Raw genomic sequence first — 17975 nt, 5'->3', positions numbered from 1 at the left:
CTCCTGTCCTTGCGACGGTCGGCTCCTGTCGGTTCCCATCCAAGCATCCCCTATTCTCGTACCATGTACGAGAATGATGGAGGGGAAACGATGACGCCTGCCCAAGATGCTCCGCCGAGGACGACCTGGACACCGCCCGCCGGCAAGCCGCCGCTGTCCGCCCGCCTGATGAGGGCCGGTTGGCGCCGGCTCCCGGCCCGCCTCCACGAGGTGGGTCTGGAGCGCGGCCTCACCGTCCCCGCCGCCGACGGCAGCCCGCTCGTCACGGACCACTGGTTCCCCCGCTCGCCGGGTGACTTCCCGACCCTCCTCGTCCGCTCGCCCTACGGCCGGGGCCTGCCGTGGGGGCCCCAGTACGGCACCCTCTTCGCCGAACAGGGCTTCCACGTGATCCTGCAGAGCTGCCGGGGAACGGGCGGCTCCGGCGGCCGCTTCGACCTCTGGCGCAACGAGGCCGCCGACGGCCGGGCCACCGTCGCCTGGCTGCGCGAACAGCCCTGGTTCGACGGTTCCCTGGGCACGATCGGCCCCAGCTACCTCGGGTACACCCAGTGGGCCCTGGCCCTGGACCCGCCGCCGGAGTTGAAGGCGATGGTCGTACAACTCGGCCTGCACGACCCCTGGGCCCTGTTCCACGCGGACGGCGCCCTCCACCTGGAGCACGCCCTCCTGGTCGGCGCCGCCATGAGCCACCAGCACCGGGGCACGGTCCCGTTCCTCAAGGCCTCCCTGCGGCTGCGGCGCCTGCTGCGCGGCCTCGCCCCCTCGGCCCCGCGACCGGACTCGTACGCGGCCGCGCTCGGCGGCGTACCCGCCTGGTTGGACGAGGTGATCGCCCACCCCGACCGGGACGACCCGTACTGGAGCGACGCGTCCACCGCGGCCGCCGCCGAGCTGCCGGGCGTGCCGACCGCGCTGATCACCGGCTGGTACGACGCCCTCGCCGGCCAGACCTTCGAGCAGTACGCCCGCCTGAGCCGGGCCGGCGGACCCGACAGCGCCCTGCTCGTCGGACCGTGGACCCACACCTCCGCCCTGAGCCGGGGCTGGCCCGAGGTGTTCGCGGAGAGCCTCGGCTGGCTGCGTGCCCACCTGTGCTCCGATCCCTCGGGCCTGCGCCCGACCGGCGTACGGGTCCACGTCGGGGGTGAGGACGCCTGGCGCGACCTCGACGCGTGGCCGCCGCCCCGGGCCGCCCGCTCCTGGTTCCCCGCGCCGGACGGGCACCTGATCCGGCTGGCCCCCGACGGCTCCGCACCGCTGGCGTCCTTCACGCACGACCCCGCCGACCCCACCCCGTCCGTGGGCGGCCCGCTGCTGTCGCTCGGCGCCGGACCGCGCGACAACAGCGCCCTGGAGGCCCGCGCCGACGTCCTGATCTTCACCGGGCCGCCGCTCGCGGAACCCGTCGACGTCCTGGGTCCCGTCCTCGCCCGATTGAGCCTGTCCGCCGACGGCGGGCGCGCGGACGTCTTCACCCGCCTGTGCGACGTCGACCCCCGGGGCCGTTCCACCAACGTCTGTGACGCACCGGCCGTGCTGCGTGCCGACGGCCCGGCGCCCGTACCGGTCACCGCCGCGATGGGGCACACGGCGTACCGCTTCGCCGCCGGCCACCGCATCCGCTGGCAGATCAGCGCGGCCCCGCACCCCCGCTTCGCCCCCGCACCCGACCCGGCGTGCGACGCTCCAGCCGGGCCGGTGCGCATCACCGTCCACTGCGACTCGGCGTTGCTGCTCCCCGAGGGCGCTCCGGGTGACGTGGTCATGGGCACCCCCCGAGGTGCCGTAGGGTTGGGTTCACCGACGCGGGGTGGAGCAGCTCGGTAGCTCGCTGGGCTCATAACCCAGAGGTCGCAGGTTCAAATCCTGTCCCCGCTACTGCCCGGGAGGGGCTCGGATCCGTTCGGATCCGGGCCCCTCCCGTTTTTTGCGTGCCCGGCGCTTTTCACCTGCCCGGTGCTCGTCATTTGCCGGTGCTTGTCATTTGCCCGGTGCGGGGCTCCTGGCGGCGATCAGCGTGGCGCCGGCGAGCAGGAGGGCGGCCCACACCGCGGGCACCCACGCCGACGTACCGCCCGCCGGCTCCGGCGCCACCCGCCGCCGTGCGTCGTAGGCCACCTCGATCTCCTCGCCCCGCGCCGCCAAGGGCCGGTCGTCCTTCAGTTCGTCGGGGTAGCCCCCGGGGCAGTCGAGTACGAGGCGGTGGACGGTCTTGGCAGGCGGACCGCCCTCGCCGTAGGACCCCTGCACCTGGCTGTGCGCCTCGCGCACGACGCAGACGGCGACCTCGGCCCGCCCGGCGGCCCGGTCGGCCGCCGTCACGGTCAGCAGCAGGCCCACCGCCAGGAACAGCACCCCGAACAGGGCGCCGCTGCCGTGGGTGCGTACGAAGTACAGTGCGCAGGCCGCGGTGCCCAGCACCGCCCCCACCCCGACGGCGACCGCGGCCGACGGCGGGTTCGGGCCCGCGAAGTAGAAGTGGGCCCAGCCGTACAGCGCCGCCGCGACGACGACGGGCAACGCCGCCGTCGGCCGCCCCCCGCGCCCCTCCCCTGCCCGCACCCGCACCACCCCCGGCAAGGGGGACGCCGTCCGGCGCCCGGTGGTTGCCGGGCGCCGGCGCGGCGGGGCGTGGGCCGCCGGGCGGGCCTATTCGCCCTTCGCGTTCACTTCCTCGGCCGGGCAGACGGTGTTCCCGGCGGCGTCGCCGGACCCGCCCTGCCCCTCCGGGAGTTCCCCCGTCAGCAGGAACCGGTCGACGTACCGCTTCACGCAAGTCGAGTGGGGGTAACCGGTGTGGCCGTGGCCCTCGTAGTCGACGACGACCGCCGAGCCGAGTCGGCGGGCCGTCTCCTCGGTCCACGCGTACGGGGTCGCGGGGTCGTTGCGGACTCCGACCAGGAGCATCGGCGGGGCTCCGGGGTGATCGATGTCGGCGACGAACCGGTCCGCCCGGCCTTGGCCGTGGCAGAGCTCGGTCTCCGACAGCTCGCCGCGTCCGAAGATCGGGGAGGCCTTCTCGAACTCCGGCAGCAGGGTGTCGAGTTTGCGCTGGACCGCCGCCGCGTCCCCGGCGCCGCGATCGGTGTAGTCGGCGCAGTTCACGACGGTCAGGGCCGCGCCCTCGTTGTCCGACTCCGGCTCGGCGAGGTCCGCCAGGACCGTGAGGTCCCCGCTCCGCTCCAGTAGGCCCAAACCGCGGGCCAGTTCCGGCCAACTCTTGGTTCCGTACAGTGAGTTCTCGATGGCGAAGGCCAGCGACTGGCCGGTGAACTCCTTGCCGGCCGCGGTGCGCAGCGGCTGCTCGTCCAGCCGGGTGACCAGCCGTTCGGTCTGCCGTACGGCTTCCTTCGGCTCCATCCCGGCGAAGACGCAGCCGGGTTGCGCGGTGCACCAGGCGACGAACCCCTCGAAGGCGAGCTGCTGGCCCTTCACGACGTCCAGGGCCTGTTCGGTCAGGGGTTTGGCGAGGGTGTCGACCCCGTCAAGCACCATCCGGCCGACGCGTCGCGGGAACTCGGCCGCGTAGACGGCGCCGATCCGGGTGCCGTAGGAGGCGCCCACGTAGTGGAGTTTCGACTCGCCGAGCGCCGCGCGCAGGACGTCCATGTCGCGGGCGACGTCGACCGTGCCCACGTGGTGCAGAATCGGTCCGGTACGGCTCTCGCAGGCGCGGTTCGCCGCCTCGGTGGCGTTCAGCAGCTCGGTGGCGTCCATGTACTCGGTGCCCACGAGCGGCAGGGCGCCGTCGCAACTGATCGGGGAGCTCTCGGCGATGCCCCGGGGGTCGAAGCCCACCATGTCGTAGGACCGGGCGAGGTCCTGCCAGCGGGCGAAGCGCTGGGCCGTGCCCGCGGCGCCGCTCTGGCCGGGTCCCCCGTAGTTGAGCACGAGCGAGCCCAGCCGGTGCGGCCCGGTGGCCGGGATGCGGGACAGGGCGAGCTCGACGGTGCCCCGGTCGGGGTGTGCGTAGTCGAGGGGGACCGCGAGTGTCCCGCACCGCATGACGGCGGGGTGGGACGTGGGGCACGAGCCCCAGGTGATCTTCTGCTGGTAGAACGCGGTCAGCCGCGGATCGTCCGGGACCGGTGGCGACGTGCTGCCGCCCAAGGTGGTCGCGGCGGTCAGGGCTGCGGCGCACAGGAGGGTCGCGCATCGCATGGCACGCTCCGAGGGATGTGCCCCTCTTCCACCATAGGCGGCGCCGGCGGAGGTGGCGCGTCCGGAGGGGGCGGGATCGGCTCCCCACCCGTACGCGCGCCGCCGTCGGGGTAGCGGCCGGTCGGCGGTGGTCTCCCGAGCGGGGGGCCGTACCGTCGGCGGTGCTGTCCGCGACGACGAGGGCGGACAGCACCGCGGCGGCCCCGCTCGGCCGGATCCTTGACGGGTGCCGACCTGGTCGGTGCGCTGGAGGGGGCGGGCCCGGGTCCGTGCCTCAGAGGGTGGCGGGTCGTCCGGCGAGGGTGAACGAGTGGCCGGCGGGGTCGCTGAACAGCCGTGAGTCGTGGGGGCCTTCCTCGACGTCGGTGGCGATCGGTCGGGCTCCGAGGGAGACCGCCTCGCGCTCGGCCTCGTCGAGATCGGCGGGGTCGACCAGGATCCGCAGGTGCGCCTGCTGCGAGTCCTCGGGGCGCGGCCAGCTGGGCGGGGCGTAGCCGTGGTCCCGGCGCACGGCGAGCTGCACTCCGGCGGTGCCGACCACTTCGACGATGTCGGGGTTGTCCCCCATCCGCACGTCGGCGTCCAGGAGTTGGGCGTAGAAGAGGGCCAGGGCCTGGGGCTCGGCGCAGTCCAGTACGAGAACACTCGTCTTCTTGACCGTCATGGCCCGCGCTTACCCGCCGTACCCGGCGCCATGCGGTGCGGCGGCGAGTGTCCGCGCCGGCGGCGGTGCCGCAGGCTATTATTGACGTTCCGTCAATTCAGTTCCACGGCGAGGCTGTCGGTGGATTCCGGCTCCTCGGCGGGTTGGGGGACGTCGGCGGAGGCGCCCCGCGCCAGGCTCTCGCGCAGCCCGGTGAGCCGTGCGATCTCGGCGACGCGGGCGCCCTGCCGGGCCGCGGTGAGCTGCTCACCGCCGACGGTGTCCAGGACGGCGTCGATGCCTTCGGGCGCCGCCTCTGCGAGTTGCTCCCCGAAGGGCGGGTGCCCCGGAGCAGGACCGTGTCGCCCGTTCGTCGACGAGGCGGGCGGCCTTGGCGGGCGATCCGGTGGCGGCGATCACCCGGGCGGCGCCCAGCAGTCGGGCGGTCCGGCCCGCCAGGGAGCCGACCGCTCCGGCGGCCCCCGTCACGAGGACGACGTCGCGGGGGCGGATCCGGACGAGGCGGGTGAGGGCCCCGTAGGCGACCGCCCGCCCGGGAGTGCCCGCCGCGGGTCAGCGGGCGGACAGTTCCGAGGGGGCTTCCTGGACCACCCAGCCGTTGCCGTCGGGGTCCTCGAACGTCAGGAAGGAGTTCCAGGTCCCGCCCTTGCCGTCCTCCCAGCCGTTCGCCCCGACGTGCCGGACCGGGGAGACGACGACGCCGCGGGCGACGAGTTCCTCGCGGGCCGCCTCGATGTCCGTGACGCAGAGCTGCAAGCCTTGCAGGCTTCCGGGGGTCGCCTCGCGCGTGCCGGGCGCCGTGGGCATTCCGTGCAGCATCGCGATCGAACAGCGCGAGCCGGGCGGGGTCAGCTGGATGATGCGCATGCCGGGGGCGACCTCGTCGTCGAGGTCGACCTTGAATCCGATTCTGTCGGCGTAGAACTCCTTCGCGCGGTCCATGTCGGTGACGGGGACGGGTACGACTTCGAGTGTCCAGTTCATGGAGGGGCTCCTCGTGTCACGCCGGCGGGTCGGTCCGGGCCGGTGGCCCGGGTGAGGGGGGCGGGTCCACGGTGTCCCACGAACGCCTCGCGCGCACGCCGCAACGCCGCCGCCGCTGTCCCCGAGTTCTGTTGACGGGGAGGCGGGCCAGGGTGAACGCCTGCCGGAGGAGAGGGGGTTGTACCCTTCTCAGTCCGTCCGGACCGGTCGGCGCAGGAGGTAGACGCCGGCGCCCGTGGCCAGGACGGCCATGCAGCCGATGAACACCAGCCCCGCGCCCTCCAGGCCCATCGGGCCCGTCAGGAGGCCCACGCCGATCACCGGCACGGAGATGCCCGTGTACGCCACCACGAACAGGGTCGAGATCACCGCCGCGCGGCGGTCGGCCGGGGACGCCGCGGCCACCGCGGACAGCGCCCCGCGGAAGGCCAGGCCCTGCCCGGCCCCGCCGACGAGCGCACTGGCCACCACCAGGGACAGCTGGTCCCACCACAGGGCGCCCGCCAGCAGGGCCAGGCCGGCGAGCAGCCCGGCACAGCCCAACGGCAGGGAACGCCCCACGCCGAACCGGCCGACCGCGAGCTGTCCGGCGGTCGAGGCGAAGAAGGCCAGGGCGACGACGAGCCCGCTGACGGCGCGGTTGTGCACGTCCAGGGACTCCGCGAGGAACGCCGGACTGACCGAGGTGAACACCCCGAACAGGGCGAACCCCACGAACGCGGCGATGGCGGAGGGCCCGAAAACCGTCCGGACGCCAGGCGGCAGCGCGGGCCGCTGGGGGCGTACGGTGCTCAGCGGGCGACGCTCCGCCACGGTCTCCGGGAGCCGCAGCAGGACCGCCGCCGACGCCGCCACCAGGGCGAGGTGCACGACGAACGTCAGGTGGAGGGGCCAGGCCGCGTACTGGGCGAGGATGCCGGCGAGCAGCGGACCGCACCCCAGGCCGCCCATGTTGGCGGCGGTCGCCACGAGGGTGGCCCGGGAGGAGCCGTCCCGGGGGGCCAGTTCCATGACGTAGGCGGTGGCGGCCCCGGTGAACAGGCCGGCGGACAGGCCGGACAGCAGCCGTCCGGCGTACAGCCAGCCCATCGCGTCGGCGCTCAGGAAGCAGCCGGCGCTCGCGGCGGCGAAGGCGAGGCCCGCGAGGAGGACCGGCCGTCGGCCGACCGCGTCGGAGGCGTTGCCCGCGAGCAGCAGGACGCCGATGACGCCGAAGGCGTACACGGCGTAGATGACGGTCACCATCAGTTCGGAGAATCCGAACTTCTCCTGGTAGAGGCCGTAGAGGGGGGTCGGCAGAGTGGTGCCGGCCATGCACACGGCGAACACCGCCCCGCCGAGCACGCACTGACGCCACCTTCGACGGTCACCGTCCATGCGGCCGACGGTAACCCCCGCCCGCCGTCCCGGCCGGGCACGGCGTGCCCGGCGCGCCGGGAGGGGGCCGGAGGGCTGCCGGACGGGGCGCGGCGGAAAATGCCGTGCCGGTCGGGGGTCCCGCTGCCTACACTCGCGGTGCGCGCCGCCGATCGGGCCGGGCGCGTCCGACGCCGAACGATGAGAAGGGGAACCGGGCCATGCGCACCCACCGCACCGTCGCCTTGGTTCCCCCGTCCCGTTACGACGTGATCCCGGTGTCTCGCGCCGTGCGGTGCCGGCCGCGCGGCCGGCGCCGTATGCCCGTGACACACGTCTAGGCCCCGACCTCCGCTCCTCCCGTTCCCCCCTTCCGCCCTGCCGGGTTCCGTCCCGGCACGGGCCGGTACGCCGGGGCGGGGGCGTGCGGGTGGGTGCGTACGTGGTCCGGGAATCGCGCCGATCCCTGTTCCATTTCGTTCGAAAGGCCTCGGGCCATGCGCACCAACCGGCGTTCCACCGTCCCCTTCTCCCCCACCCTGACGACCCTGCGCAACCTCGGGATCCTCGCCCACGTCGACGCGGGCAAAACCACCGTCACCGAGCGGATCCTGTTCGCCACGGGCGCCGTCCACAAGCGGGGCGAGGTCCATCACGGCACCACGGTCACCGACTTCGACGCCCAGGAACGCGACCGCGGCATCACCATCTTCGCCGCGGCCGTCAGCTGTACCTGGCAGGGGCACCGCGTCAACCTGATCGACACGCCCGGGCACGTGGACTTCGCCGACGAGGTCGAGAGGTCCCTGCGGGTCCTGGACGGGGCGGTCGCCGTGTTCGACGCCGTCGCGGGCGTCGAACCGCAGAGCGAGTCGGTGTGGCGCCAGGCCGACCGGCACGGTGTGCCGCGGATCGCGTTCGTCAACAAGCTGGACCGGGCGGGCGCCGATCTCGACGCGGCGGTCGCTTCGATCCGTGACCGGCTCGGCGCGGTCCCGCTGGTGGTCCAGCTGCCCGTCGGGCGGGAGGACGACTTCCGCGGCGTGGTGGACCTGGTTCGGATGCGGGCGCTGATCTGGCACGACGGCGACGACACCCACCGTACGGAGCCGGTGCCCGAGCCGCTGCGCGAGGAGGCGCTGCGGCGCCGCCGGCTGCTGGAGGAGGCGGTCGCGGAGCTGGATCCGCAGGCGTTGGAGGAGTTCTGCGCGGAGTCCGCGCTGAGCGGGCCGACCCTGGTCCACGCCCTGCGGCGGCTGACGCTGCGGCGGGAGGCCGTGGTGGTGCTGTGCGGTTCGGCGTACCGCAACCGCGGGATCGAGCCGCTGCTGGACGCGGTCGTGGCGTACCTGCCGTCGCCCGCGGACATGCCGCCGGTGCGCGGGACGGCCGCCGGCGCCGAGCAGGAGCGGGCTCCCGACCCGGCGGCGCCGTTCACGGCGCTCGCGTTCAAGGTGTCGGCCACGGCGACGGGCCGGCTCACCTACCTGCGGATCTACGCGGGCACCCTGCGCAAGGGGGCGACCGTACTGGATCCCGGTACGGGCCGTACGGAACGCGTCGGGCGGATCCTGCGGGTGCAGGCCGACCGGCACGAGGAGAGGGAGGAGGCCGTGGCCGGTGACATCGTCGCCGTGATCGGGCCGAAGACGGCCCGCGCGGGTACGACGCTGTGCGCTCCGGACGCGCCCGTCCTGCTGGAACCGCCGAAGGTGGCCGATCCGGTGGTGTCGGTCGCGGTGGAGGCGCGGCGCGGCACCGACACGGGGCGGCTCGCCGTGGCGCTGGCACGGCTGGCGGAGGAGGATCCTTCGCTGGTGGTGCGCTCGGACGCGGAGACCGGTCAGACCGTGCTGTCGGGGTTGGGCGAGCTGCACCTGGAGGTCGCGGTGGAGAAGATCCGCAGCGGGCACGGGGTGGAGGTGGCCGTCGGTCAGCCGCAGGTCTCCTACCGGGAGACCGTCGTGCGCGGGGTGACCGGGCTGGTGTACCGGCACGTCAAACAGGACGGTGGCGCGGGCCAGTTCGCGCACGTCGTCATCGACGTGGAGCCGCTGGCGGAGCCCGGGTTCGCGTTCCGGTCGGCGGTCGTCGGCGGCCGGGTGCCGCAGGAGTACGCGCGCGCCGTGGAGGCGGGTTGTCGCGACGCCCTCGCCGAGGGTCCGTTGGGCGGTTTCCCGGTGACGGGGCTGCGGGTGACCCTCACCGACGGGGCGACCCACTCCAAGGACTCCTCGGAGATGGCGTTCCGGGCCGCGGGCCGCTTCGCCCTGCGCGAGGCGCTGCGGGTGAGCGCCGTCGAACTGCTGGAGCCGGTCGTGGAGGTGACGGTGACCGTGCCGCAGGACGCTGTCGGCGGCGTCCTCGGTGATCTCGCGGCCCGCCGGGGTCGGGTCGGCGGCTCCACGTCCGTCGCCGGGACCGCGGTGATCACGGCGACGGTGCCGCTGGCGGAGCTGTTCGGGTACGCGTCCCGGTTGCGGGGCCGGACCCAGGGGCGGGGCACCTTCACCACCCGGCCCGCGGGTCTCGCCCCGGTCCCGTCGTCGGTCGCTGGTGCGCTGCCGGCCCGTTAGGGGCAGGTGCCGGATCCCCGTCCTCCCACTCGCGGGGGACGGGGATACGGCGCGGGGCGGGCGGACCGGCGGCTCGCCGGGGGCCGGTCGGCAGGGCGAGGGCCGCCGCCGGCACCGAACCCGCCGGGGCCGTACCGGTCATGGGTGGGCCGACTGCCCCAACGCCTGCCAGCCCGCGCCTCGTTGGCGCCCGGGGTGCCCTCACCGCGAAGCGGGGGTCGGGCCCGACGTTCCGGTGCCGGGACCGGTTCGCGCCCGCGCCATCGGCCCACGGTGGTACGCCCGTACGCCCCGGCGTCCGCGGGGTGACATCCATCGGCGCACCGCGTGGCCCCGGTTCGTCCAGACGGGGCGGGTTACGGCGCGGCCGGGCGATGGTCCGATGGTCCGATGGTCGTGCGGGGCACTCTCTGAAAGGAGCGCGCCACCACCCATGCCCGTCTCTCGTTTGACGTCCGGATCACCCGAAGGGAGAAGCATGGTGCGTACGAGGTCCACCGCGTTGGCCACTGCCCTGCTGTCGACACTGTTGTGCGCCGCCGGGGGGCCGGCGAGCGCACGGGACGGAGTTCCACCGGACGGACAGTCCCTGCACGAGGCCGCGCTGCTCGGCATCGCGACGGCCGGTGGCGCGGCCGCGCAGGAGTTCAGGACGTCCGAGGCCCGCCTGTCGCGGGTGAGCCTGTACTTGAGCAGCGCCGCCGCCACGGGTCGGGTACGGATCGAGGTGCGCGGCGCGCGCGAGGACGCCGGTTCCACGATCGCCGCGCGGACGGTCGATGTGGCGAAGCTGGGCGGCGCGGGCGCGGGCTGGGTGGAGGTGCCCCTGGACGCCCCCGTGACGCCCGGCACCCCGTACTACCTGTTCGCGCAGGCGACCACCCCGGACGGCAAGCCGGTCGTCTGGCACGGTACCCGCCGGGCGGAGGCCGGCGCCCCCGTCAGCTGGCGGCACGACGGGGCGGCGGACCAGTGGGAGGCCGTCGAGGACCGGCTGGCGTTCCACGTGAACCCGACCGGCGAGGAGCGGTGCGGCGAGACGGACCCCTGTTACGTGCCCGCCTCCGACCGGATCGCGCGGACCTCCGGCCTGCTCTCCAACGGGACCGCGGTGGAGGCGGTCACTCCGGAGTTCGCCGTCGGCGCCGACTACGTGCGGGGCAGCAACGTGCTGCGGCTGCCGTCCGGCCGGTGGCGGTACCTGCCCGCGGGCGCCACCGCGTCCGTCGTCGTCGAGGCGGACGACCCCGGCGCCCTGGAGCAGATCGCCGAGTCCCGGGCCTGGCTGGCGTCGGGCCGGATCCCGGGCGCGGCGGGGCCGCGGCGGGAGGGCGCGGAGCGGGCCCTGCTGTCGATGCGGGCGTTGCTGCGACCGAACGGTGCCTTCGCGGCGGCCTGGTCGTCGTTCTGGGACTTCTCGTGGCCGCGCGATTCCGCTTTCGCCTCCGCGGCGTTCGCGCACACCGGGTACGACGAGGAGGCGTACCGGATCCTGCGCTTCAACGCGCAGACCCAGCGGGCGGACGGCACCTGGGACGCCCGTACCCGGTTGGACGGTTCGGGTCCGCCGGACGACCGGCCGTGGCAGTTGGACGGGAACGGTTGGGTGCCGTGGGCCACCTGGCAGTGGTACCGGGCGGCGCCGCAGGACGGTCGGGCCGCGCGGCTGGAGGCGCTGTACCCGATGATCCGCAAGGCGGCCGACCACACGGCGGGCACCCTCGACGCCGACGGCCTGCCACCGGCCTCCCCCGACTACTGGGAGCTGGAGACCGAGAGCGCGAACATCGGTACCGCAGCGCCGCTGCTGGCCGGGCTGAACGCCGCCGCCGACCTGGCACGCGGCCTCGGTCGGACGCAGGACGCCGCCCGGTGGGCGGACGCGGCGCAGCGGTTGTCCGCGGGCATCGCGGCCACGTTCGCGCCGCTGGGGTACCCGCGGACCGCCGACGGTTCGAACGGTCGGGACAGCGCCGTCGGCTTCATGGCGCCGCCGTTCAACAACGCCCCCGCGGACCTGCCCCGGGCCCTGGACGACACGTACGCCGCGCTGCTGCGGCCCAACGGGGGCGTGGTCCCGGGTGACGACCCGGACGCGCCCTGGGGCAACATCACCTGGACGGCCAGTACGTCCTTCTTCGCGCTCGCCTGGGCGGGTACGGGGCAGCGGGAGAAGGCCGACGCGGTCGTGGACTGGGTGCTGTCGAAGCGCAACGCGCTCGGGGAGCTGCCCGAGACCGTCAGCGTCGACGGCCGGCCGAAGGCGGTCGTACCGCTCGGGTGGACGGACGCGATCGTCCTCCTCGCGCTGCTCGGCACCGAGGGCACCCCGCTGCCGACGCCGCCCGCGGCCCGCCCCTGATCGGAGCGTCGACACCCCCCTCTTCGGACGGCTCAGCGCCCGGATCCGACGGCGCCGGATCGCGCGGGACCCTTCCCGCGCGGGCCGGCCGCCGTCGGATCCGGGCGTTTGACACGGCCGACACCTGAGTCCATTATTCCACTACTCATCTAGTGGATTTACGGAAAGGGGGGGACGCCGTGCGCAGTACGACCGATTTCGACGCGGCCGACAACCGGTGGGCCATCGAGGCACACGGGCTGGGCAAGAGGTACCGCCGGGGATGGGCCCTGCGGGACTGCACCTTCCGGATCCCCGCCGGTCGCATCGCCGCCCTCGTCGGACCCAACGGCGCCGGCAAGAGCACCCTGCTCGGTCTCGCGACCCGGCTCGTCGAGCCGACCGCCGGCGAGCTGAAGATCTTCGGCCTGCCCGTCGGCTCCGATGGGACGAGGACCCGCTGGGCCCACCTCGGACAGGACAAGCCGCTCTTCAAGCGGTTCACGGTGGCCCGGACCCTGCGCATGGGGCAGGAACTCAACCCCGGCTGGGACCAGGAGGTGGCCGAACGGATCGTGCGCTCCGGCAACGTGCCGATGGACGCGCGGATCGCGGACCTGTCGGGCGGCCAGCACACCCGGGTGGCCCTCGCGCTCGCCTTCGGCAAGCGACCCGAACTGCTCCTCCTGGACGAGCCGATGGCCGACCTCGACCCGGTGGCCCGCGACGAGATCGGCTCGCTGCTCCTCGCCGAGGCGGCCGAGAACGGAACCACGGTCCTGCTCTCCTCCCACTTGCTGAGCGAGATCGAGGACATGTGTGACCACCTGTTGGTCCTCGCCGACGGACAGGTCCGCATGGCGGGCGACACCGACGAGTTGGTCCCCATGCACACGGTGGTGACGGGCGTGACCGACGGGTCCGGCGCCCTGCCCGCCGCCCTCGGCGCCCACACCCTGATCGAGGCCCGGACCTCGGGACGCCACTTCAGCGCTCTGGTGCGCCGCCAGGGGTGGATCGGCAGCGAATGGCAGCCGACCGAGCCGAGCCTGGAGGAAGTGCTGCTGGCCTACCTCCGCTCGCCGCAGGCGCCCGCCCTGCTGTCCCCCACCTCCGTCCCCGGCCACCGAGAGGACCACGCCGCATGAGCACGCTCACCCAGGACCCCACGATCCGCGGCCGCGAGCCCTCCGGTCCCCGCGCGCTGCGCGGACTGGCCTGGCTCATGGTCCACCAGCACCGCGCGGCCCTGCTGTGCTGCCTCGCGCTCACCCTCATCGGCGCGGCCTGGATCGTCTACCAGCGCGGCGCGATGCTGAACGACCTGCACGCCGCCGGTTGGCCGGGCAAGCGGGGGGACTCCCTCCCGCAGGACCTGACCAACCGGATATCCAACGATCTCAACTCCGGTGGAGTGACCCTGGGCTTCGTCCCGGTCCTGCTGGGCGCGTTCCTGGGCGCACCGCTGATCGCTGCGGACTACGAGAACGGGACGGGACGGCTCGTCGCCACCCAGTCCGTGTCGCGGCTCCAGTGGCTGCTGGCCAAGGTGTCCTTCGCCCTGCTCGTGGTGACCGTACCGACGACGATCCTGAGCCTGCTGTACGGCTGGTGGTGGCGGTCGTTGGGACCGCTCGCCCCCAACGACTGGCTGACCGGCGCCCTCTTCGACACCACGGGTCCGGTCCTGGTCGCCACCGCCCTGTGCACCACCTCCCTCGGCATCGCGGTGGGCGCGCTCGTGCGGCGGGTGACGCCCGCCATGGTCGCGACCTTCCTGGTCTCGGCCATCGGCCTGACCGTGGCCGGCGGCCTCCGCGACGAACTCGCCACGCCGCGCCGGGTCGCCTGGCCGCTCGACGGCGAGACGCCGGCCGCCCTGGGCGGCGGGGTCGAGGTGGACCAGTGGGTCGGTACCGCGTCGGGCAAGCTCTACGGCTGGTCCACCTGCGCCCATGACGCCGCGGCCGAGAAGTGCCGCAGCGACCTCGGCATCGTCAACACGGTCCGGGACTACTTCGACCGCGACCAGATGGTGGGCATGCAGTGGACCGCGGCGGGCGTGCTCCTGGCGCTGACCGTGCTGTTCCTGACGGTGTGCGTGCTCCGGACCCGCAGGGGCCGGCTGTAGTCCGGCGAGCACCTGGTGCTGTGACCGGAAAGGTCCGCCGGGTCGCGGCGCCCGGCACGGCACCTCGCCGCGTTGTCGGACCGCGGAAGTACGTCCAGTACGAGCCGCGGCCCTCCGCCTCGCGACGCACCGCACCGAACACCGCGACCCGGCAAACCCTTCCGGCCACAGCACTAGGCTGAGCGAAAACGACGAGGACCAAGGAGGCGGGCACCGTGGTCGTGTTCCGCATCGAACGACGCAGCGGCCTGCCCGCCTACCTCCAGATCGTCCACCAGGTGGAGCAGGCGCTCCACATGGGGGCACTGGCCGAGGGCGACAAGCTGCCCACCGCGGCGCAGGTCGCCGCCACCACGAAGGTGAACCCCAACACCACCCTCAAGGCGTACCGCGAACTGGAGCGGTCCGGACTGGTCGAAGTGCGGCAGGGCTCGGGCACCTTCATCACGCGGACGCTGGCGACGCCCCGGACGGCGCCGGAGTCCCCCGTGCGGGCCCGGCTGGGCGAGTGGATGCGCGAGGCGCGCGCGCAGGGACTGACCTCGCAGGAGGTCACCAGCCTGTTCGACACCGTGCTGGGCGAGGAGTATCCGGCGGGCGAACCAAGACCGGCGCACACGCCGTCCGTCCCGGTGGCGCCCGGCCCCTGAGGCCCGTCGCCGGATCGCGCCCGCGACCGCTCCCACCGGGCCCCCACCCGTCGGTGGTGGCCGCGGCCATGTCCGGGGCCCGGACTGTGGTGGCGGCGCACATCGGCAGCCCCCGGTACGCGTCCCTACCGTTCGGGTCATGACGAGCGGATTCGGTGGAACGGCGCCCGGACTCCCGACGGGCGCACTGGTCGGACGTACGGCCCTGGTGACCGGCGGCGGCAGCGGCATCGGGCGGGCCTGTGTCGAGGCCCTGGCGGGCGCCGGGGCCTTCGTCCACGTGGTGGACCTCGACGCGCGGGCCGCCGCGGAAGTGGCGCGGCGGGTGGACGGGCGCGCGCATCCGGTGGACCTGGCCGATCCCGCCGCCCTGGCGTCCCTGCCCGAGGATCCCGACATCCTGGTCAACAACGCGGGACTGCAACACGTCGCGGCCATCGAGGACTTCCCGCCCCGGATGTTCGACCGGCTGCAGCAGGTGATGGTCACCGCACCGTTCCTGCTGCTGCGCCGCGCCCTGCCGCACATGTACCGGCGCGGTTGGGGCCGGGTGGTCAACATCTCCAGCGTGCACGGCCTGCGGGCCAGCCCCTACAAGTGCGGTTACGTCACGGCCAAGCACGCCCTGGAGGGCCTCAGCAAGGTCACCGCGCTGGAGGGCGCGCCGCACGGCGTGACGAGCAACTGCGTGAACCCCGGCTACGTGCGCACCCCGCTCGTGGAACGCCAGATCGCCGCGCAGGCCGAGGCCCACGGGATCCCGCCCGAACAGGTCGTCGGCGAGGTGCTGTTGCGCGGTTCGGCGATCAAGCGACTCATCGAACCGGAGGAGGTGGCGGCCGTCGCCCTGTGGCTCTGCGGGCCGCACACCGGCCACGTCACGGGGGCCTCCCTCCCCATGGACGGCGGTTGGACCGCCGCCTGACGTACGGCGCCCCGGTCCTATCGGGCCACTTGAAACCCCCTGGGCAAGCTGGTCCGGACCAACTACGTTGGGGCGTCGCCAGTTCGCCGTTTCCCCGAGGGTGGATGATGATCACGCGTCGCTCCGTTCTGCTGCTCGCCGGCTCGGCCACCGGCGGCCTGTTGCTCTCGCCCACCACCGCCCAGGCCACCGCCGCGCTCCCCCTGCCCGCCCCCACCGCGTCCCGGACCGTCGGCACCCGCACCCTCCACCTGGTCGACACCGCGCGCGAGGACCCGTTCGCCCCGGACCGCCGCCCGCGCGAGCTGATGGTGCAGCTCTGGTATCCGGCCCTCGCCAGGGCGGGACGTCCCCGCGCCGCGTACACCACCGCCGCGGTCGCCGCCGAGCTGGAGTCCGGCCTGCCGCTGACCGCCGGGACGTTGGCCGCCGTCCGCCCGCACGCCCGGGACGCGGCCCCCGCGGCGCAGGGCCCGCTGCCGTTGCTGCTGCTCGGCCACGGGCGCAAGGGTGGCCGCGCCAACTGCACCGCCCTGGCCGAGGACCTCGCCGCGCACGGGTACCTCGTCGCCGCCGTCGACCACACCTTCGACGCCGCGGTGGTCGAGTTCCCCGGCGGCCGGATCGTACGTGGCGTGTTGCCGGAGGAGCCGGCCGATTGGGGCGCCCAGGAGCGCCTGGAGATCGCAGCGCGGGTCGATGACCTGCGTTTCCTGGCCGGCGAACTCCTCCGGCCGCGCGGCGGCGCGGGCGGGTGGGGGTGGCCGCGGGCCGACCCGGCGCGGATCGGGGTGCTCGGCCACTCCATGGGCGGTTCGGCCGCGGCCGAGGTACTGCGCGTGGACGGCCGCTTCCGGGCCGGACTCGGTCTGGACGGCGCCCTCTTCGGCTCGCCCGTGGCCGAGCAGGGCCTGGACCGGCCGTACATGCTGCTCACCGCGGCGGAGGACCACGACACCTGGCGGCAGTGGCGGGACCACCAGCGCGGCTGGGCCCGCCAGGTGCGGATCACCGGTACCGGACACCTCACCTTCACCGACCTGCCGCACTTCGCCGCGGCGGGCGGACTCCCGCGGTCCTGGCCGGCCGACCTGTACGCGGAACTCCTCGGCACCCTGGCCCCGGCCAGGTCGACGCGGCTGGTCCGGGCCTACGCGCGGGCCTTCTTCGACCGCTTCCTGCGCGACCTTCCCGCCCCGCTGCTGGACGGCCCCTCGACGCGGTTCCCGGAGGCGCGGTTCCGCTGGAGCCACCCGGGCACCGGCCCGCGCTGACGCGCGCCGACCGCCCCCGTCACGAATACCGCGTCACCAGACCCCGCCTGCGGAAGGAGCGCATCATCCGGCTCAGCGCGAACAGGCTGAGCAGCATCAGGACGAGCGTCCCGGCGGTGGCCGTGCCCAGCTCCCGCCAGGGCATCCCCCCTCCGCCGGTCAGGGCCCGACCGGCGGCGAAGACGTGCGTGGTGGGCAGGATCTCGGCCAGCGGGCGCAACGCGGCCGGCAGCGTGGAGACGGGGTAGAAGACCCCCGACAGCGGCATCACCACGGACAGGGCGCCCCAGACCAGGGCCTCGGCCCCGCTGCCGTACCGCAACACCAGGCCCACCACCAGCAGCGCCACCGACCAGCCGCAGGCCAGCAGCAGGGCCGCCACCGGAACCAGCCCGAAGCCGAGCGCCGTGACGTCGAAGGCGTAGGCGGCGAAGGCCAGTCCGGCGACGGCGATCGTACTCACGGCGGTGCGCAGCAGGGCGAAGAGGCCGACGCCCGCGAGGTACTCCCACTCCCTCATGGGGGTGGCGAGGAGGCCGAGCAGGTTCCGCGACCAGGTCTCCTCCAGGAAGCCGGTGGCGAGCGAGATCTGGGTCTGGTGGACCAGGTGCCACAGGACCGTGCCGCTGAGCAGGTACACGGCGACGGCGGTGGCGGCTCCCGGGTCGGTGCCCGCCGCCTGGGCGGCGAACAGGCCGATGGACCCGTAGAGCAGGGTGTCGACCAGCGGCCAGACCAGTACGTCGAAGAAGCGGTGCGGGCTGCGCTTGAGCACCAGCCAGTGGCGGCGGGCGACGGCGCGCACCCGGTACGCGGACGCGACGGCCGGGGACCGCAGGGCGGGAGGGTCTCCGCCCCCGGGGGCGGCGTCCGGTGCGGCGGGGGACGTGGGGGAAGTCGTCATCGGGCG

At 74.3% G+C, this 17975-nt stretch carries 14 protein-coding genes, 1 tRNA gene and 1 pseudogene; 9 read left to right on the top strand and 7 right to left on the bottom strand.

Annotated elements, in window-relative coordinates:
• Nucleotides 1–90: 90 nt before the first annotated feature.
• Both AB0D46_RS18620 and AB0D46_RS18615 read left to right on the top strand, forming a co-directional pair.
• Nucleotides 91–1830 (top strand): CocE/NonD family hydrolase, encoded by a 1740-nt coding sequence (locus tag AB0D46_RS18620; RefSeq protein ID WP_362878625.1) that lies wholly within the window; start codon nt 91–93, stop codon nt 1828–1830.
• Nucleotides 1808–1881, top strand: a tRNA-Met gene (locus tag AB0D46_RS18615). Before AB0D46_RS18620 ends, AB0D46_RS18615 begins: the two co-directional genes overlap by 23 nt.
• A 102-nt stretch (nt 1882–1983) precedes the next feature.
• Here AB0D46_RS18615 and AB0D46_RS18610 read toward each other — a convergent pair.
• The 6 genes and pseudogenes from AB0D46_RS18610 to AB0D46_RS18585 all read right to left on the bottom strand — a co-directional run bounded on the left by AB0D46_RS18610 (nt 1984) and on the right by AB0D46_RS18585 (nt 7189).
• A complete protein-coding gene (locus AB0D46_RS18610) occupies nt 1984–2565 on the bottom strand; it encodes a hypothetical protein (RefSeq protein ID WP_362878623.1) in 582 nt (193 codons plus the stop codon).
• An 87-nt stretch (nt 2566–2652) separates the two neighbouring features.
• Entirely contained in the window at nt 2653–4164 is a 1512-nt protein-coding gene (locus AB0D46_RS18605; RefSeq protein WP_362878621.1) for an alpha/beta hydrolase, read from the bottom strand.
• Between the two features lie 274 nt (nt 4165–4438).
• On the bottom strand, nt 4439–4828 hold the full coding sequence (locus tag AB0D46_RS18600; protein WP_362878619.1) for a VOC family protein: 390 nt from the start codon (nt 4826–4828) through the stop codon (nt 4439–4441).
• Nucleotides 4829–5016: 188 nt separating this feature from the next.
• Nucleotides 5017–5356, bottom strand: a pseudogene (locus AB0D46_RS18595) (NADP-dependent oxidoreductase); the annotation flags it as partial.
• 24 nt (nt 5357–5380) lie between these two features.
• Nucleotides 5381–5812: a VOC family protein gene (locus AB0D46_RS18590; RefSeq protein WP_362878617.1), complete on the bottom strand. Its 432-nt coding sequence runs from the start codon at nt 5810–5812 to the stop codon at nt 5381–5383.
• 189 nt (nt 5813–6001) lie between these two features.
• The gene (locus AB0D46_RS18585) at nt 6002–7189 is read right to left on the bottom strand and encodes an MFS transporter (protein ID WP_362878615.1); all 1188 of its coding nucleotides are present in this window, start codon (nt 7187–7189) and stop codon (nt 6002–6004) included.
• A gap of 476 nt (nt 7190–7665) precedes the next feature.
• Between AB0D46_RS18585 and fusA the strand changes: the two genes are divergently transcribed.
• From fusA to AB0D46_RS18550, 7 genes are all read left to right on the top strand, one after another.
• The gene (gene fusA, locus AB0D46_RS18580; protein WP_362878614.1) at nt 7666–9744 is read left to right on the top strand and encodes an elongation factor G; all 2079 of its coding nucleotides are present in this window, start codon (nt 7666–7668) and stop codon (nt 9742–9744) included.
• 478 nt (nt 9745–10222) lie between these two features.
• Nucleotides 10223–12106: a hypothetical protein gene (locus AB0D46_RS18575; protein ID WP_362878612.1), complete on the top strand. Its 1884-nt coding sequence runs from the start codon at nt 10223–10225 to the stop codon at nt 12104–12106.
• A 179-nt stretch (nt 12107–12285) separates the two neighbouring features.
• On the top strand, nt 12286–13233 hold the full coding sequence (locus AB0D46_RS18570) for an ABC transporter ATP-binding protein (RefSeq protein ID WP_362878610.1): 948 nt from the start codon (nt 12286–12288) through the stop codon (nt 13231–13233).
• Nucleotides 13230–14216, top strand: coding sequence for an ABC transporter permease (locus AB0D46_RS18565; RefSeq protein ID WP_362878608.1), 987 nt, complete (start codon nt 13230–13232; stop codon nt 14214–14216). The genes AB0D46_RS18570 and AB0D46_RS18565 overlap by 4 nt, the downstream gene beginning before the upstream one ends.
• A gap of 215 nt (nt 14217–14431) precedes the next feature.
• Nucleotides 14432–14866 (top strand): GntR family transcriptional regulator, encoded by a 435-nt coding sequence (locus AB0D46_RS18560; RefSeq protein ID WP_362878606.1) that lies wholly within the window; start codon nt 14432–14434, stop codon nt 14864–14866.
• Between the two features lie 139 nt (nt 14867–15005).
• The gene (locus AB0D46_RS18555; RefSeq protein ID WP_362878605.1) at nt 15006–15791 is read left to right on the top strand and encodes a 3-hydroxybutyrate dehydrogenase; all 786 of its coding nucleotides are present in this window, start codon (nt 15006–15008) and stop codon (nt 15789–15791) included.
• A gap of 104 nt (nt 15792–15895) precedes the next feature.
• Nucleotides 15896–17065, top strand: coding sequence for an alpha/beta hydrolase (locus tag AB0D46_RS18550; RefSeq protein ID WP_362878603.1), 1170 nt, complete (start codon nt 15896–15898; stop codon nt 17063–17065).
• 19 nt (nt 17066–17084) lie between these two features.
• Here AB0D46_RS18550 and AB0D46_RS18545 read toward each other — a convergent pair whose 3' ends face one another.
• On the bottom strand, nt 17085–17969 hold the full coding sequence (locus AB0D46_RS18545; RefSeq protein ID WP_362878601.1) for an ABC transporter permease: 885 nt from the start codon (nt 17967–17969) through the stop codon (nt 17085–17087).
• Between the last annotated feature and the right edge of the window lie 6 nt (nt 17970–17975).

This window comes from Streptomyces sp. NPDC048383, assembly GCF_040651775.1.
Taxonomy (GTDB): Bacteria; Actinomycetota; Actinomycetes; order Streptomycetales; family Streptomycetaceae; genus Streptomyces.
The sequence above is the reverse complement of the archived record's forward strand: the minus strand, read 5'-3'. Positions and strand labels throughout refer to the sequence as shown.

Bases quoted from the DNA above. Each gene is read 5' to 3' on its own strand.
- AB0D46_RS18620 (WP_362878625.1), top strand. From the start codon at position 91: ATGACGCCTGCCCAAGATGCTCCGCCGAGGACGACCTGGACACCGCCC.
- AB0D46_RS18605 (WP_362878621.1), bottom strand. From the start codon at position 4,164: ATGCGATGCGCGACCCTCCTGTGCGCCGCAGCCCTGACCGCCGCGACC.
- AB0D46_RS18600 (WP_362878619.1), bottom strand. From the start codon at position 4,828: ATGACGGTCAAGAAGACGAGTGTTCTCGTACTGGACTGCGCCGAGCCC.
- AB0D46_RS18590 (WP_362878617.1), bottom strand. From the start codon at position 5,812: ATGAACTGGACACTCGAAGTCGTACCCGTCCCCGTCACCGACATGGAC.
- AB0D46_RS18585 (WP_362878615.1), bottom strand. From the start codon at position 7,189: ATGGACGGTGACCGTCGAAGGTGGCGTCAGTGCGTGCTCGGCGGGGCG.
- fusA (WP_362878614.1), top strand. From the start codon at position 7,666: ATGCGCACCAACCGGCGTTCCACCGTCCCCTTCTCCCCCACCCTGACG.
- AB0D46_RS18575 (WP_362878612.1), top strand. From the start codon at position 10,223: ATGGTGCGTACGAGGTCCACCGCGTTGGCCACTGCCCTGCTGTCGACA.
- AB0D46_RS18565 (WP_362878608.1), top strand. From the start codon at position 13,230: ATGAGCACGCTCACCCAGGACCCCACGATCCGCGGCCGCGAGCCCTCC.
- AB0D46_RS18555 (WP_362878605.1), top strand. From the start codon at position 15,006: ATGACGAGCGGATTCGGTGGAACGGCGCCCGGACTCCCGACGGGCGCA.
- AB0D46_RS18550 (WP_362878603.1), top strand. From the start codon at position 15,896: ATGATGATCACGCGTCGCTCCGTTCTGCTGCTCGCCGGCTCGGCCACC.
- AB0D46_RS18545 (WP_362878601.1), bottom strand. From the start codon at position 17,969: ATGACGACTTCCCCCACGTCCCCCGCCGCACCGGACGCCGCCCCCGGG.